This is a genomic window from Anaerobacillus sp. (genome assembly GCF_046314235.1).
Lineage (GTDB): Bacteria > Bacillota > Bacilli > Bacillales > Anaerobacillaceae > Anaerobacillus.
Map to the genome: position 1 here is coordinate 25322 of NZ_JBKBWN010000002.1, position 14886 is coordinate 40207.

Sequence of the window (14886 nt, forward strand, 5' to 3'; positions counted from 1 at the left end):
GAATTTTAGAGGCTCGTTCAAGGAAATTCAGCGACATTTCTAGAAATATGGTTAGATTAAACTCAAAAATAGTTTTTAATTTTAAAAAACCATTTGTCTCCCTAAAACGTTTGGCTAGAGAGGGGACAAATGGCTAATTCCTTATTCTTCTGGTCTTGGACCAGGCTCTAGATTAGAGTTGGCTTTTGTCATCACTGGTTTTACAGTGCAATCACCAGTTACGACAACTTGACAGGATAAGCGGACATTAGCTTCGTTAAATCCTTTTGCGGCTAACGTTTGTTGCTCTTGTTCTGATTTAGGGGCAAAATCACCTTCGATAACTTCAACTCTACATGTTGTACATTTTGATTTTCCACCACAGCGGTGCAAAATATCGACACCGTTATCTTCTAAAACATTTACGAGTTTTTTTCCTTCTTCAGCTTCAAAAGATTGATAGTCAAGTACATTAATCGTTGCCAACTGTCATTCCACCTTTCAGTTTTGTCAATATAACAACCACTTTGCCCATTTTTGCAAATGTTTAAACGAGGAAATATATTTCCTGGGTAAGCGCAAAAACGGCGTTTTTTCGGGCTTTTCTGCCCTTTTTTCGTACTCTACTTGTCGGTAATTTGTAGAATTTTGTTAAAATAGCGCATTGAGAGAAATTTTTATGAAAAATACACAAAAATTTCCTATTGTCATTGTATCATTTTCTAAATAAAATATAAAAGTTAGAAGATTGAAGGATGATTTTATTTTATTGGAGAGATAAGAATGGCTGTCTATATTTTAATTATGTTTTTTGTGATGATTGGCGTTACATTTTTTGTTATGAGCGGAATTTCATGACTTATTACTATAAAATAGGTGAATACACTAGTACACATGAGTCCCCTTTTTCATAGGTTGATATTGAACCTACAAAAAAAGGAGGAAATAAAACATGTTCTTTCCAGGACGAAGACCAGCTGTACAATCACAAGTTTTACCACCGCGTATTCACCCAACTCAACAAAATGTAGTTTATAATTGCTGCGAGTATATCGTGCCAGAGGTGCACCCTGCTCATACGACAGTGGTGAACAAACACCTTTACAAACACTATCATAACTTCCCGCAAACTGTATCACAAGTTGATCAGGTTGCTAACCAGCAATTCATGTGCCCTCCAGGGCCACCGACATTTGTACCAGGACCAGGCGTTGCCCCAGGTTTTGGACCAGGTGTTGCAGGAGCAGCTGCTCCACGTCGTCGTTTCTTTTAATGACAAATAGTTAGCAATACTTTGAGAGGGTATGGCATAATGATATGCATACCCTTTCTCCATTAGAGAAATTGTTTCGTTGTTGAATTTGACTATCAGCAATGCACCTTTGAAAAGGATATTAACCAACATTATTAATCGTAGTATAGATAGAGGGTGTTTAGATGGTAAAAATAATGGCTGTAACAGGTTATAAAACGCATGAGTTAGGCATTTTTGATGAAAAGCATCAAGGGATTAAATACATAAAAAAAGTATTGGAGAAACGGCTTATTTCTTTTATCGAGGATGGATTAGAATGGGTTTTAATCTCGGGGCAATTAGGTGTTGAGTTATGGTGTGGTGAAGTTGTAATTCAATTAAAGAAGCAATATCCTCAACTTAGGCTTGCTGTATTAACGCCTTTTTATAATCAAGAAAGTAACTGGAATGAGTTAAAAAAAGAACAATACAACCAAGTTTTACTACAAGCAGATTATGTCGATAGTATTACAAAGAGAGAATATGAAAATCCGAGCCAGTTGAAATTAAAAAATCAATACATTATTGAAAAGAGCGATGGCCTTTTAGTTATATATGACGACGATAAGCCAGGATCACCAAGTTATTATTTAACGAATGCTAAACTTAAGTCCGAGAGTTCTAATTATCAAATATTTTACATATACCCAGATGAAATCGAACTTGCCTATCAAGATGATATGTTAGAGTGGTAATTATTTAATTGACAATTTAACAATGTTTTGAAAAAATATATAAAATGATGGTGTATATTAATATCGGGGATATTTTCTAATAATCATATATACATAGGCTATAAATAGGCCGAGCTATTTTTTAAAAGGAAAAATATATAAATTATAGAGGTGAAAGAACATGGTTGAAAAAAAGATTTCACAACTAACGCCAAAGGAAATTTTAGAAAAAGAATTTAAAACTAGCTTAAAAGGCTATAATCAAGATGAAGTTGATAAATTTTTAGATATTGTCATAAAAGATTATGAATTATTCCAAAAGCGAATTGATCTACTTGAAAGTGAAAATGCAAAACTTAAGTTGGAAACCGATAAGCTTTCGCAACAACAACCTCGCCAAGTGGCACCTACTGTTGGAAATACTAATTATGATATTCTTAAACGGTTATCTAACTTAGAAAAGCACGTGTTTGGTAATAAACTTTTTGATTAAGGAGTAGTTTTAGTTGATCGAAGTATATATTGATGGGGCTAGTACTGGTAATCCTGGGCTAGCTGGTGCGGGGATCTTCATTAAAGCAAATGGAGCGGTCGACCATTTTTCCTTTCCTTTAGGAGAGATGACAAGTCATGAAGCTGAGTTTGCGGCTTTAATTAAAGCACTAATCATCTGTTCTGAAAAAGGGTACAAAACGGTTTCTTTTCGAACAGATTCAAAGATCGTTGAAGATACATTGGAAAAGCGATACGCAAAACGTGAGCCATTCAAGACTCTGCTGAACGAAGCCTTAGGACATATAGACAACTTCGATCTATTTTTTATCAAATGGATTCCAAGCAAAAATAACGCGGTTGCTGATCAGCTTGCAAGAAAAGCAATTCAAATGAATCGGAAATAATTACAAGTTGGAATTATTCTGTATTAATGATATACTAATTCTTGTCGTTACTTTCGACAGCCAGTAAGCGTTCAGGTAATTGCTGCATCTTCGGATGTTGAGGAAAGTCCATGCTCGCACGGTCTGCGATGACCGTAGTGTTCGTGCCTAGCGAAGTCATAAGCTAGGGTAGTTCGGTTTCGACTGAGCTAACGGCAGGGAAAGCACCTAAGTCTGCATAGATATGGTGTTAATACCTTGAAAGTGCCACAGTGACGGAGTCTCTTCGGAAACGAAGAGAGTGGAACGAGGTAAACCCCACGAGCGAGAAACCCAAATTTGGTAGGGGAACCTTCTTAAGGGAATTGAACCGAGAGAAGGACGAGGAGCTTTGCTTCTTGTAGATAGATGATTACCACCGGAGTACGAGGTTAATAGCCGCTTGCAGTGCGAAGGAACAAAACATGGCTTATCGAACGCTTATAGGTAAACTAATTCTTTAAACTAAGGACTCCACACATCATGTGTGGAGTTTTTTGCATTTAAAATAGACAAGGTGTTTGTGAGAATTATTCTACATTTTACATTCTCAATTCTACATTCTATAATAGTAGAAGCAAATTTAACCGAGAGAGGAAATATTATGGGAACTATTAAATTAATTGCAACTGCGTCTATGGGTCTTGAAGCTGTAGTCGCTCGTGAAGTGAAGGATTTAGGATATGAAAAAGTTCAAGTTGAAAATGGAAAAGTCATTATAGAAGCTGATGAAAAGGCAATTTGCCGAACAAACTTATGGCTTAGAACGGCTGACAGAGTAAAGCTAGTTGTTGGCGAATTTAAGGCAACAACGTTTGATGAACTTTTTGAAAAAACGAAGGCACTTCCATGGGCGCAGTGGATCCCTGAAAATGGTGAGTTTCCTGTCATTGGGAAATCCGTTAAGTCAACATTGTTCAGTGTTTCTGACTGCCAAGCGATTGTAAAAAAAGCGGTTGTTGAAAGCATGAAAAAAACATATAAGCGTGCTTGGTTTGATGAAGATGGCCCGTTTTTTCGAATTGAAGTAGCCTTATTAAAAGACATTGTCACATTAACCATTGATACGAGTGGACAAGGGTTACATAAGCGTGGATATCGCTACCTACATAGTGAGGCACCACTAAAAGAAACGATGGCAGCTGCGATGCTAAAGCTTACAAATTGGCATCCGGATCGTCCGTTTTGGGATCCTTTTTGTGGGTCAGGTACTTTATCAATTGAAGCAGCAATGATTGGACAAAATATTGCCCCAGGCTTTAATCGTGATTTCGCTTCACAAGACTGGGAGTGGATCGGTAAGAATAATTGGGAAGCTGCGATGGAGGAAGCCGAGGATTTGGCGAATTATGATCAGCCGTTACAAATTATCGGAACAGATATCGATCATAAAATGGTCGAACTATCGATTAATAATGCTAAGGAAGCAGGCTTTGGTGATATGCTTCAATTCAAACAGATGCATGTAAAAGATATCTCGACAAAATTGGAATATGGCTGTATTGTTGGAAATCCACCATACGGTGAGCGGATCGGAGAAGTAGCAGAAGTTGAGCAAATGTATCGCGATATGGGTAAAGCATTTGCTAAGCTAGATACATGGTCCGTTTATATGCTAACTTCACATGAAGGCTTCGAAGAATTCTACGGGAAAAAGGCAACAAAAAAACGGAAGCTTTATAACGGTAATATTAAGACAGACTTTTACCAGTTTTTCGGTCCAAGACCACCTAGAAATTAATCGTTTAGACTAATGTAGAATGTAAACTATGAAAGTATTGCGATATAGCAAAGCGGTCATGGTTTTACATTCTACTTTTTTTATAAAATTTTTTTAGTATTACTAAATGTCTCTGGATTTCCTTGAACGAGCCTCTAAAATTCGTTAGAGTTTTACAGCGAAGAGAAAGGGAAGCCAGCGACTTTTCATTGAAGGTCGTGGCGGCATAGTTTTCGCCGCCATATTTGGTACCCGCGAAAAAATACGGTCGATTTCTTGAATGAGCCTCTTATACAGGAACTGGATAACAGCGAAGCGAAAGAAGTCGACCGAGATTTTCATAATTAGAGCGTGTAATCATGAGTGCATTATTGTTAAAAAAGTCTTACCTTTCTTGTTTTCTAAATGTTTGTTAAAATAAAAATTATACTTTAATGAATTTCATAATTCTATATTACCGCCACTTAGATACGATATTTAGTTGCGTAAAACCACTCGCAACTAAATATCGTTTGATATGGCTCATTTTGGTAATTATGAAATTCACTTACATAAGAAATAAAAAATAGGGGTGGTACTTTTGATAGAAAAACTTAGTCAAGTATGGGATTTAGATTCAATTTTTCCAGGTGGCAGTGAGTCACCAGAATTACAAGTGTTTTTAGAAACGCTAGAAACTGATCTTAAACAGCTACATAATCATATCCACGGAAATGTTGCTACGGTAAAGGAAGTCACGACATGGATACTAGAAGTTCAAGAACTTGCCAAAAGAATTAGGCAAGCAGGAGCATTCTTAGGTTGCTTAAATGCTCAAAATGTAGCAGATGTTAAGGCGAAACAGCTTCTTGGAACGATAAATCAAACAGCGACGATTTTAGAAGCAATCTTAACAAATATAGATGATCAATTACTAAAAATGTCTGAAGAAAATTGGCAAACGTTTATTAAGCAAGATGTCTTTACTGAAGTCACATATCCACTCGTAGAAAGACGCGTACGTGCAAAAGAAAAGCTTTCGCCAAGAGAAGAAACACTCATTCAAAAGTTATCTGTTGATGGCTACCATGCTTGGGGACAACTCTATGATACAATTGTTGGCCGGATGAAAATTTCTATTGAAGAAGACGGAAAGACAGAAGAATTATCGATTGGTCAAGCAGATAATAAAATGAGCAGTGGTGACCGTCAGTTGCGTGAACAAGTTTCAAAAAAATGGGAGGCCGCTTGGGCTAACGAAGCCGAGTTATGTGCCGATGCTCTAAATCATTTAGCCGGATATAGGTTGCAAGTATATGGTGAAAGAGGCTGGGACCAAGTACTGCGGGAGCCGCTAGATATTAATCGAATGTCCCAAGAGACGTTAGACGTAATGTGGAATACGATTAGTGAGAACAAACCGAAATTTGTTGAATTTCTACAACGAAAAGCTGAGATCTTAGGGATTGAGAAGTTAAGTTGGCATGATGTGTTCGCACCTTTATCAAAGGATGTTCCCCAAGTTAGCTATGATGAGGCTGCTGAAATCATCATTAATCAATTTCAACAGCTAACACCGGAAATGGCGGAATTTACGAAAGAAGCCTTCGCTAAAAATTGGATTGAAGCTGAAAGCCGTGCTGGAAAAAGACCTGGTGGTTTTTGTACGAGTTTCCCATTAAGCAATGAGTCGCGTATTTTTATGACGTATGCTGGTACAGCTTCAAATGTTTCGACATTGGCTCATGAATTAGGGCATGCCTTCCATCAACATGTGATGAATGATTTACCTTACTTGGCGCAACGTTATGCGATGAATGTTGCTGAAACTGCATCGACATTTGCAGAAATGGTTGTTGCCGATGCCACGGTGAAAAATGCGACAACGAAGGAAGAACATTTAACATTATTAGAAGATAAAGTGAGTCGTAGCATCGCTTTCTTTATGAATATACACGCCCGCTTCTTGTTTGAAACGAGATTTTACGAGGAGCGTAAGCAAGGTCTTGTTAGCGTTGCTCGCTTAAATGAACTGATGGAACAGGCACAAAAAGATGCGTTTGATGATTCATTAGGAGAGTATCATCCACACTTCTGGGCATCTAAACTACACTTTTACATTACTGGAGTACCTTTTTATAATTTTCCATACACATTTGGTTACCTATTTAGTATGGGGATCTATGCACTTGCCCAAAAAGAAGGGGATGCCTTCGAGAAAAAGTACATTAATTTACTTCGCGATACTGGAAGAATGCCTGTTGAAGAATTAGCGATGAAGCATTTAAATGTAGACTTAACGAAGCCAGATTTCTGGCAAGGCGCAATTGATTTAGCGGCAGCTGATGTTGATGAATTTTTAAATTTAACCCAAAAGTAATCGTTAAGAATAAAAAACATCAAAATTGTATAACCTAGCTAGGAATAATCTAAAGGTGGGTTGTACGATGTCTGAACCGTTTAATGATATTAGACAAGTTGAAATGGCAATTAAAGCCGCGCAAAGAATGGTTGGTCAAGCAACGATGAGTATGGATGAAGATCAGCTAAAAGCTGCTACGGATTGCCTTAACCAAGCAAAGCAGCAATACGCTGATGCTCTCTCTCATGCAACAGGAATTAGTGACGAATTTTTTGAATTTTCTTCCGAGCTGATTGAGCGACTTGATCATCAATTAACAGAGGCAAAAGAATAACAGGATAAAAAAAAAACAAGGGTGTGTCTGTTATCTAGGCACACCCTTCTTCATACTACTGAAAGTCTCAACATATTTTATATTGACAAATCATAAAAACTATACATATTATTGAATGTTAGAAAGATAAGGCTCGATGAGCTTTTCTTTCAATTTATATACTACAATGACCATTTTAGCGGGGGATATTATGCAATCGTTTGAGAAGTTACCTTTTACATATGATCGTAAAAAATCTTTTATCGACCAACTGGGAGATTGGGTTGGCGATGTTTTTTACGATATTTTACCAGAAGCAGGATTCGAAATTCGTGATGAACAAATTTTTATGGCGTTTCAACTTGAACGCGCTTTTGCTGACAAAAAAGTTATTTTTGCTGAGGCCGGGGTTGGAACTGGAAAGACGATTGCTTATTTACTTTATGCGATAAGTTATGCTAGGTATATTGGTAAGCCTGCCATTATTGCTTGCGCCGATGAAGCGTTAATTGAGCAGCTTGTAAAGCCAGAAGGAGACATCGCGAAACTATCAAAGCTGCTAAACTTAAATATTGATGTTCGCTTAGCAAAAGCCCAAGAACAGTATTTATGTGTAAGTAAGCTAGAGAGACTTCGAGAAGATGAAGAACATGCTTCTGTGTATGAGGATGTTTCGATGACGATTCCTTCATTTGTCTATAGCAATGCGCCAATGCAACAATTTCATTATTATGGGGATCGTAAAACCTATGCTGATCTTAACAACGAAACATGGAAAAAATTAAATTGGGATGCTTTTCAAGATTGTTCAGTTTGTGAGAAACGCCACCGGTGCGGAATGACATTAACGAGAGAGCATTATCGAAAAGCAAGTGACTTAATTATTTGTTCGCAAGACTTTTACATGGAGCATATTTGGACTGAGGAATCGCGAAAACGTAAAGGGCAACTACCGTTCTTACCTGAAGCGAGTAGTATCGTCTTTGACGAAGGTCATTTATTAGAATTTGCCGCACAGAAAGCATTGGCTTATCATGTCCGACATGATCTGTTAGAAGAGATTTTAGAAAGACTGCTTTCAAATGATATTCGTGAAGAAGTAGCAGTCCTTGTGGATGAAATCATCTCTCATAGTTTATCGATGTTTCAAACAATCGATAAAGAGTCAAGTTATGTAAAAGGTTCGGATCGAAATGAACTGCAAATTACCCCTCAATTAATCTTAGAGATAAAAGAATTTAAAAAACTTTTAGCAGCGTTAGAAGATGCCCTTGTTTTTGAAAGTGAGCTTTATACGATTGAAGATTACCAATTAAAAATTGTTGAAGAGCATATCGATATGCTTCAGTACTCATTGTCACTTTTAGCTGAGAAAAAGAATGTCATTACTTGGGTTACAAAGGTAGAAGAAGTAACTACGTTAGTGATCATGCCTAATCTTGTTGAAGATGTTTTGCAAGAAAAAGTATTTTCAAAAAAACTTCCGATTGTGTTTTCATCTGCTACACTATCAACGAATGGTGATTTTGGGTATATTTCAGGAAGCCTAGGTATTAAAGAGTTTCTTTCATTTACCGTTGAATCTCCATTTAATTATAAGGAACATATGCAAGTGGTCATTCCAAAAACAAGAGAAGATCGTAAGCTTAGTGCCGTCCTTGACGTTTTAAAAGAATCAGATGGTAGATCACTTCTATTATTTAATAATGATGAGGAGCTTAAAACCTTTAAGCAAGTAACACAAACAGCTCAAGAATTTTCAGCTTTCAAATTTTTATTTGAAGGTGATCAAGAGTTAAGTAGCATCGTTCATTCTTTTCAAAATGAAGAAAAAACGTCTTTATGTGCGATTCATTTATGGGAAGGATTGGACATTCCTGGTCCATCCTTATCAAGTGTAATTATTTGGTCGTTACCGTTTCCGCCAAGCGATCCAGTCTTTAACGGTAAACGTAGAAACGCTCATGAACCGTTTTTAGACGTTGACCTCCCATATATGTTGCTAAGATTACGACAAGGGATTGGTAGACTAATTAGAACAAGTTCTGATAAAGGTATAATCGCGATTGTAGATGAGCGTTTAACAACTGATGAAGCTCTGTTAAAACAAGTAACAGCGATATTGCCAGATGAGGTTGTCGTCACTAGCAGCATATAGAAAAACGACGGTGCGATAGTTACAATCATGCCATCCTATGCTATAATATAAGCTATACATTATTATGCTACTACTCTCTAGTAAAAGAGTAGTGGCATTTCTTTCAATTAGACATGTAGCACTTTTGTATGTGGCCAGCCTTCTAAATATAAAACTTTATGAAGGAATAGGGGGAATAAGAAATGGAAAAAAAGCGTTTACATGACAAATTAGGACGCCCACTTCGTGACTTAAGAATATCGGTTACAGATCGTTGTAATTTTCGGTGCAGCTATTGTATGCCTGCGGAAATTTTTGATAAAGAATTTATGTTTTTACCGAAAAACGATGTTTTATCTTTCGAAGAAATTACACGGCTAGCAACTTTATTTGTTGAAGCTGCTGGAATAGAGAAATTACGAATTACTGGCGGGGAACCATTAGTCCGTAAAGATCTCACTCAGTTAGTTGGAATGTTGTCAAAAATAAAAGGGATTAAAGATATAGCAATGACCACAAATGGTTCACTTTTGGCCAAGCAGGCTAAAGAGCTTAAAGCAGCTGGCTTACACCGAGTGACGATTAGTTTAGATAGCTTAGACGATGAGCGTTTTCGGAAAATTAACGGACGTAATATTGGCGTTGCTCAAGTTTTTGCTGGGATTGAAGCAGCCGAGGCAGCTGGTCTTGGTGTTAAGTTGAATATGGTTGTCCAACGTGGCTTGAATGAAGAAGATATCTTACCGATGGTGCGCCATTTTAAGGATACTGGCATTATTCTTCGCTTTATTGAGTTTATGGATGTAGGAAACTCAAATGGCTGGAATCTCGAACAAGTGGTTTCAAAAAAGGAAATCTTTGATCGTATTAATAAAGAAATACCAATTGAGCCAATTAAGCCTAACTATGAGGGTGAAGTTGCCACAAGGTTCCGTTTTAAAGATAACGATAACGAAATTGGAATTATCTCTTCAGTAACTGATGCTTTCTGTTCGAGTTGTTCAAGAGCAAGACTAAGTGCTGATGGAAAGTTAGTTACTTGTTTGTTTGCATCAGTTGGCCATGATTTAAGAGACCTTATGCGCTCGGGAGCTAGTGATGAGGAAGTAATCGAACGTATGGCTGAAATTTGGGGTGGTAGACATGATCGCTACTCAGAGGAACGCTTAAACAATACCGATAAAAAGCAAATACGGAAAATAGAGATGTCCCATATTGGCGGTTAAATCAATTGCATGATTTTTAAAGCATGAGGCTGTTCCATATGTGTCAGCTCACTTCGACAGACTACTTTAAATGTATGTTTTTAAGCATTTTATAAAGTAGATGAAGTGACTGACATGACATATGGAAAACCTCATGTTTTTAAAAAGATAATAAATGCTTGTCGAAGCACAGCGGGCGCTCTGCGCTTTTCTTATTATGAATTGGGGTTCTCGGTATCTTGGATATTCGGGTTTTTAAAGGTAAGGTAGTTGAGGTCTTCATCAAAATCAATTGTCATCCCGTTCAAATACCAAAAATCTTCTTCTACAACAAAAAAATTGATATCATTCACCTTTGTAACATAGGAAGTAGATGATGGTTGATCTTTCGTCACCCCAACAGAAAATCCTCCTGAGCCACAACCACCGACGCGTACATATAATCGTAATGAGTCTCCTGCTTGTAAACCCATTTCAGTTTTATATAAATCTACTGCTTTTTCACTAATTGAAAGTTTCATGGTGTCATACTCCTTTATTTCTTAATAGTAAATTTATATCACATTAACTGTCTTTTTCAAAACAATACGGGTTCATGAAATAATGTATAGTTGTAAAAAATAGTAACGTTAGGAAGGAATGAAGGTGTTTGGAGGAGAATAAGTATGTTTGGGAAAAGAAAGGAGTGTTATTTATGGACACGAACATTAAAGATATAGAGCAATCGTTTATAAACTTAGTCAAAAAGATGTCTAGCTATGGTGAAGCGATTTCCCTGATGTTTTGGGATTTACGTACAGGCGCACCGAAAAAAGGTGTTGAGCAGCGTTCAGAAACGATTGGAACACTATCCTCAGAAGTGTTTAATATGAGTGTATCTGAAGAAATGGGAGGATATTTACAAGCCTTATCAGCACCCGAAGTGCAAGATGAGCTGTCTGAGATCACAAGAAAAATGGTCGAAGTAAGCAAAAAGGAATATGACAAAAATAAAAAAATTCCCGCGGATGAATACAAGGAATTTGTTATCTTAACATCTAAAGCAGAATCTGCATGGGAAGAAGCAAAAGAAAAAGCCGACTTTGCAAATTTTGCGCCGTACTTAGAGAAAATTGTCGCTTACTTACGCAAATATGTAGAACGTATTGGGTACGAAGGTCACCCATATAATGCGCTATTAGATGATTATGAGCCTGGTGTGACTGTAGATGTCCTTGACCGTGTTTTTGGTGAACTTCGAGAAAAGCTAGTACCTCTTGTGAAGGCAGTCACTGAATCACCTGCACAGCCTAAAACAGATTTTCTATTTACGTATTTTTCAAAAGAAAAGCAAAAAGACTTTTCGGTTGATATTTTAAAGCAGTTGCAATACGATTTTCAAGCAGGCCGTTTAGATACGACTGTTCATCCTTTTGCAGCAACGATTAACCGAAATGATGTTCGGATTACAACGAAATACGATGAGAAAGACTTTCGAACGGCTATTTTTGGAACCATTCATGAGTGTGGTCATGCCCTTTATGAGCAAAATATTGCAGAAGAACTAATTGGTACCCCTCTATGTGATGGTACTTCAATGGGGATCCACGAGTCGCAATCGCTATTTTGTGAGAACTTTGTTGGCCGCAACTTTTCATTCTGGAAAAAGAATTATAGCCTATTAAGAGAATATTCGGATGGGCAATTTGATGATGTATCTTTAGAACAGTTTTACAAAGCAATCAATGTTGCCGGTCCTTCGTTAATTCGCATCGAAGCAGATGAGATGACGTATTCACTACATATTATTTTACGTTATGAAATCGAGAAAGCGCTCATTAACGGCGATATCGAAGTAAAAGATTTACCGCAAATCTGGAATGATAAAATGGAAGAATATTTAGGTGTTCGTCCTACTCATGATGGCGAAGGAGTTCTTCAAGATGTCCATTGGTCTGGTGGGGCACTAGGATATTTTCCGTCGTATGCTTTAGGTTACATTTACGCTTCACAGCTTAAAAACAAAATGAATGAAGATATTCCTAACTATGATGAGCTATTAGAAGCTGGGGACTTTACTCCAATTAAAGAATGGCTGACAAAGAATGTTCATCAGTACGGAAAAATGAAAAAGCCATTAGAAATTATTCAAGATATTACTGGCGAAGGCTTAAACCCTAGCTATTTAGTTGAGTATTTAGAGAAAAAGTACAAAGCAGTATATGAGTTATAAGACCGCGAAGGAAGTGACTATTGTTGCTTCCTTTTTCTTTTGGTTTAAATCGTTGTCACAATTTTCGCCATTCTTGATAAGCTATAGTAAGAATAAAATAATTTTTAAGTAGTGTTCAAAAAAACTCATGTTAAAGGAGTAGATTATGAATAACGACTTATTGTTTTATAATACGACAGCTGACCAAATGACATTTGAGAATGTTTTTGATCATTTAGTCGAGTTTATTGAAAGAGAGCCGACAAATTTATATCGCTTGGCGATTGGAACTGATTCGCAAGTCCATCCGACTGGAACGAAGTTTATTTCTTCAATTCATCTTCACCGTGTCGGGAAAGGCGCCTGGGGATGTTTAAAAAAGGAACTAGTTCCAAGAAGAATTACTTCACTAAAAGAGAAAATTTCCCTAGAGACCATGTATAGTCAAGAGGTGGCAGCTAAGTTCACCGAAGAGCATATTTCGAAAATGATTGAAATATTAATTCCTCATGTTGATAGTGGTGCTGATCTCGCTTTTGAAGTTCATCTAGATATCGGTAAGAAAGGGAAGACAAAGTATCTAATTGACGAAATGGCGGAAAGAATTTTGGCAATTGGTCTCAAGCCGCAAATTAAACCAAATTCATACGCAGCCTCCTCCTATGCAAACAAATTTACCAAATAACCCATTCACCAATCAATCTCCATAATAATAAAAACTGGTTAAAGCTTCATAACACGGTGAAATATATTTGATAATATGCTTATTTAAACCTGTTTATTTTTTGTCAAATCGTGTCAAAATTATGGTATATTGGTATCAATTAAAAGACTAACGTACAAAAGTATTTTTAACGGTTTAAGCAATTTTTTACTCGCCATCTATTAAAATTAAAGGGGATAGATTATGAAGAGGTTTATTATTGTCACTACATTTTTAGTTGTTAGTATTTCTTTTGTCATTGGTGTTGTTTTGATGAACCAATTTAGCAAACAAGAAGAATTTAACATTAGTTGAAGAAGAAAGCAATGAGGAGAAAGTGGTAGAAGAAGTGGAAATTATTGTCGAACCGGTCCCAGAAATTTTTCAGGCAACGATTGTCGGAGTTGGTGATATTTTAATTCATGATTCATTACATAAAGATGCGAAAAATGCGGATGGAACATATGATTTTACACCGATGTTTGAATTAGTTAAGCCTTACATCCAACAGGCAGATGTGGCATTTGCAAACCAAGAAACGATGCTAGGTGGCATTGAATTGGGGTTATCTGGCTATCCAATGTTTAACAGTCCAATCGAGGTTGGCGACGCATTAATTGATGCAGGTTTTCATGTCGTGAGCATCGCCAATAACCATACGTTAGATGCTGGTGAGAAAGGAATTTTAAACGCAATCGAGTATTATGATGCAAATCATTTACTGTACACTGGAGCCTACAAATCAGAGGAAGACCGTGCTCAAATTCGCGTTTTGGAAAAAAACGGAATTTCATTTGCTTTTTTGGCATACTCTTATGGAACGAATGGCATTCCGGTCCCAAGTGGCAAAGACTATTTGATTAATTTAATTGATGTCGATCGGATAAATGATGAAATTATTAGGGCGAAAAAAGTTTCAGATGTAGTAGTGCTAAGCCTCCATTTTGGTAACGAATATGAACCGTTACCTAATGAACTACAAAAAATGCTTGTAACTGAATTTGCAAGTACAGGCGCAGATATCATTTTCGGGCATCATCCTCATGTTCTCCAACCGCTTGAATGGATTGAGCAAGAAAATGGGAGGCGAACGTATGTTGCTTATTCGTTAGGGAATTTTCTATCTGGACAAGAAGGAATTGAAAGAGAAATTGGTGGCATTGCTCAGCTAGAGGTCATTAAAACGGTCATAGGGGAGGATGTTGCTATTGAGTTACGTGATCCGCGATTTTTACCTGTTTTTACGTATAAGAATAATTGGCGAAAATACAAGCTTTATCCGCTTCATCAAATCGATGATGTTAGCATTTTACCAGATGCACAAGGGCATCTAGAAAAAACAAAAAAACATATTTCACAATGGATGCCTGAATTAAAGTTTGATTTTGAGTAAAGAAGGTAGAGGTAAACAT

At 37.0% G+C, this 14886-nt stretch carries 14 protein-coding genes and 1 other RNA gene; 13 read left to right on the plus strand and 2 right to left on the minus strand.

The genetic code is table 11. The features are described 5' to 3' along the window. Positions 1-141 precede the first annotated feature (141 nt). Entirely contained in the window at positions 142-465 is a 324-nt protein-coding gene (locus tag ACK4M9_RS02205; RefSeq protein ID WP_409847445.1) for a 2Fe-2S iron-sulfur cluster-binding protein, read from the minus strand. Positions 466-931: 466 nt separating this feature from the next. On the opposite strand from ACK4M9_RS02205, the gene ACK4M9_RS02210 reads away from it, so the two are divergent. From ACK4M9_RS02210 to moaA, 10 genes are all read left to right on the plus strand, one after another. Then, complete coding sequence (locus ACK4M9_RS02210; RefSeq protein WP_409847447.1) at positions 932-1252, plus strand: spore coat protein; 321 nt, start codon at positions 932-934, stop codon at positions 1250-1252. A gap of 164 nt (positions 1253-1416) precedes the next feature. Continuing rightward, entirely contained in the window at positions 1417-1968 is a 552-nt protein-coding gene (locus ACK4M9_RS02215) for an SLOG family protein (RefSeq protein ID WP_409847449.1), read from the plus strand. Positions 1969-2128: 160 nt separating this feature from the next. Then, positions 2129-2440 (plus strand): cell division regulator GpsB, encoded by a 312-nt coding sequence (gpsB, locus tag ACK4M9_RS02220; protein ID WP_409847452.1) that lies wholly within the window; start codon positions 2129-2131, stop codon positions 2438-2440. Positions 2441-2453: 13 nt separating this feature from the next. Next, a complete protein-coding gene (locus ACK4M9_RS02225) occupies positions 2454-2846 on the plus strand; it encodes a reverse transcriptase-like protein (protein WP_409847455.1) in 393 nt (130 codons plus the stop codon). Positions 2847-2913: 67 nt separating this feature from the next. Beyond that, an RNA gene (rnpB, locus tag ACK4M9_RS02230) (RNase P RNA component class B) lies at positions 2914-3302 on the plus strand. A gap of 166 nt (positions 3303-3468) precedes the next feature. After that, complete coding sequence (locus tag ACK4M9_RS02235; RefSeq protein ID WP_409847458.1) at positions 3469-4605, plus strand: THUMP domain-containing class I SAM-dependent RNA methyltransferase; 1137 nt, start codon at positions 3469-3471, stop codon at positions 4603-4605. A 550-nt stretch (positions 4606-5155) separates the two neighbouring features. Beyond that, complete coding sequence (locus tag ACK4M9_RS02240) at positions 5156-6943, plus strand: M3 family oligoendopeptidase (RefSeq protein ID WP_409847461.1); 1788 nt, start codon at positions 5156-5158, stop codon at positions 6941-6943. Positions 6944-7010: 67 nt separating this feature from the next. Then, positions 7011-7259 carry a DUF2564 family protein gene (locus ACK4M9_RS02245; RefSeq protein WP_409847464.1) on the plus strand — a complete coding sequence of 83 codons (249 nt, stop codon included), beginning with the start codon at positions 7011-7013 and terminating at the stop codon, positions 7257-7259. A gap of 190 nt (positions 7260-7449) precedes the next feature. Then, complete coding sequence (locus ACK4M9_RS02250) at positions 7450-9396, plus strand: ATP-dependent DNA helicase (protein WP_409847467.1); 1947 nt, start codon at positions 7450-7452, stop codon at positions 9394-9396. A 182-nt stretch (positions 9397-9578) separates the two neighbouring features. Then, entirely contained in the window at positions 9579-10601 is a 1023-nt protein-coding gene (gene moaA / locus ACK4M9_RS02255) for a GTP 3',8-cyclase MoaA (RefSeq protein ID WP_409847470.1), read from the plus strand. A gap of 194 nt (positions 10602-10795) precedes the next feature. Here the strand turns inward: moaA and ACK4M9_RS02260 are convergent, their stop codons facing one another. Next, a complete protein-coding gene (locus tag ACK4M9_RS02260; RefSeq protein ID WP_409847471.1) occupies positions 10796-11101 on the minus strand; it encodes a HesB/YadR/YfhF family protein in 306 nt (101 codons plus the stop codon). Between the two features lie 173 nt (positions 11102-11274). Here ACK4M9_RS02260 and ACK4M9_RS02265 point away from each other — a divergent pair, with 173 nt between their 5' ends. The 3 genes from ACK4M9_RS02265 to ACK4M9_RS02275 all read left to right on the plus strand — a co-directional run bounded on the left by ACK4M9_RS02265 (position 11275) and on the right by ACK4M9_RS02275 (position 14867). Beyond that, positions 11275-12792, plus strand: a complete 1518-nt coding sequence (locus ACK4M9_RS02265; RefSeq protein WP_409847473.1) for a carboxypeptidase M32 — start codon at positions 11275-11277, stop codon at positions 12790-12792. Between the two features lie 145 nt (positions 12793-12937). After that, positions 12938-13456, plus strand: a complete 519-nt coding sequence (locus ACK4M9_RS02270) for a ribonuclease H-like YkuK family protein (protein WP_409847475.1) — start codon at positions 12938-12940, stop codon at positions 13454-13456. A gap of 355 nt (positions 13457-13811) precedes the next feature. Continuing rightward, positions 13812-14867 (plus strand): CapA family protein, encoded by a 1056-nt coding sequence (locus ACK4M9_RS02275; RefSeq protein ID WP_409847477.1) that lies wholly within the window; start codon positions 13812-13814, stop codon positions 14865-14867. The last annotated feature ends 19 nt before the right edge of the window (positions 14868-14886 follow it).

Bases quoted from the DNA above. Each gene is read 5' to 3' on its own strand.
- ACK4M9_RS02210 (WP_409847447.1), top strand. From the start codon at position 932: ATGTTCTTTCCAGGACGAAGACCAGCTGTACAATCACAAGTTTTACCA.
- ACK4M9_RS02215 (WP_409847449.1), top strand. From the start codon at position 1,417: ATGGTAAAAATAATGGCTGTAACAGGTTATAAAACGCATGAGTTAGGC.
- gpsB (WP_409847452.1), top strand. From the start codon at position 2,129: ATGGTTGAAAAAAAGATTTCACAACTAACGCCAAAGGAAATTTTAGAA.
- ACK4M9_RS02235 (WP_409847458.1), top strand. From the start codon at position 3,469: ATGGGAACTATTAAATTAATTGCAACTGCGTCTATGGGTCTTGAAGCT.
- ACK4M9_RS02245 (WP_409847464.1), top strand. From the start codon at position 7,011: ATGTCTGAACCGTTTAATGATATTAGACAAGTTGAAATGGCAATTAAA.
- ACK4M9_RS02250 (WP_409847467.1), top strand. From the start codon at position 7,450: ATGCAATCGTTTGAGAAGTTACCTTTTACATATGATCGTAAAAAATCT.
- moaA (WP_409847470.1), top strand. From the start codon at position 9,579: ATGGAAAAAAAGCGTTTACATGACAAATTAGGACGCCCACTTCGTGAC.
- ACK4M9_RS02260 (WP_409847471.1), bottom strand. From the start codon at position 11,101: ATGAAACTTTCAATTAGTGAAAAAGCAGTAGATTTATATAAAACTGAA.
- ACK4M9_RS02265 (WP_409847473.1), top strand. From the start codon at position 11,275: ATGGACACGAACATTAAAGATATAGAGCAATCGTTTATAAACTTAGTC.
- ACK4M9_RS02270 (WP_409847475.1), top strand. From the start codon at position 12,938: ATGAATAACGACTTATTGTTTTATAATACGACAGCTGACCAAATGACA.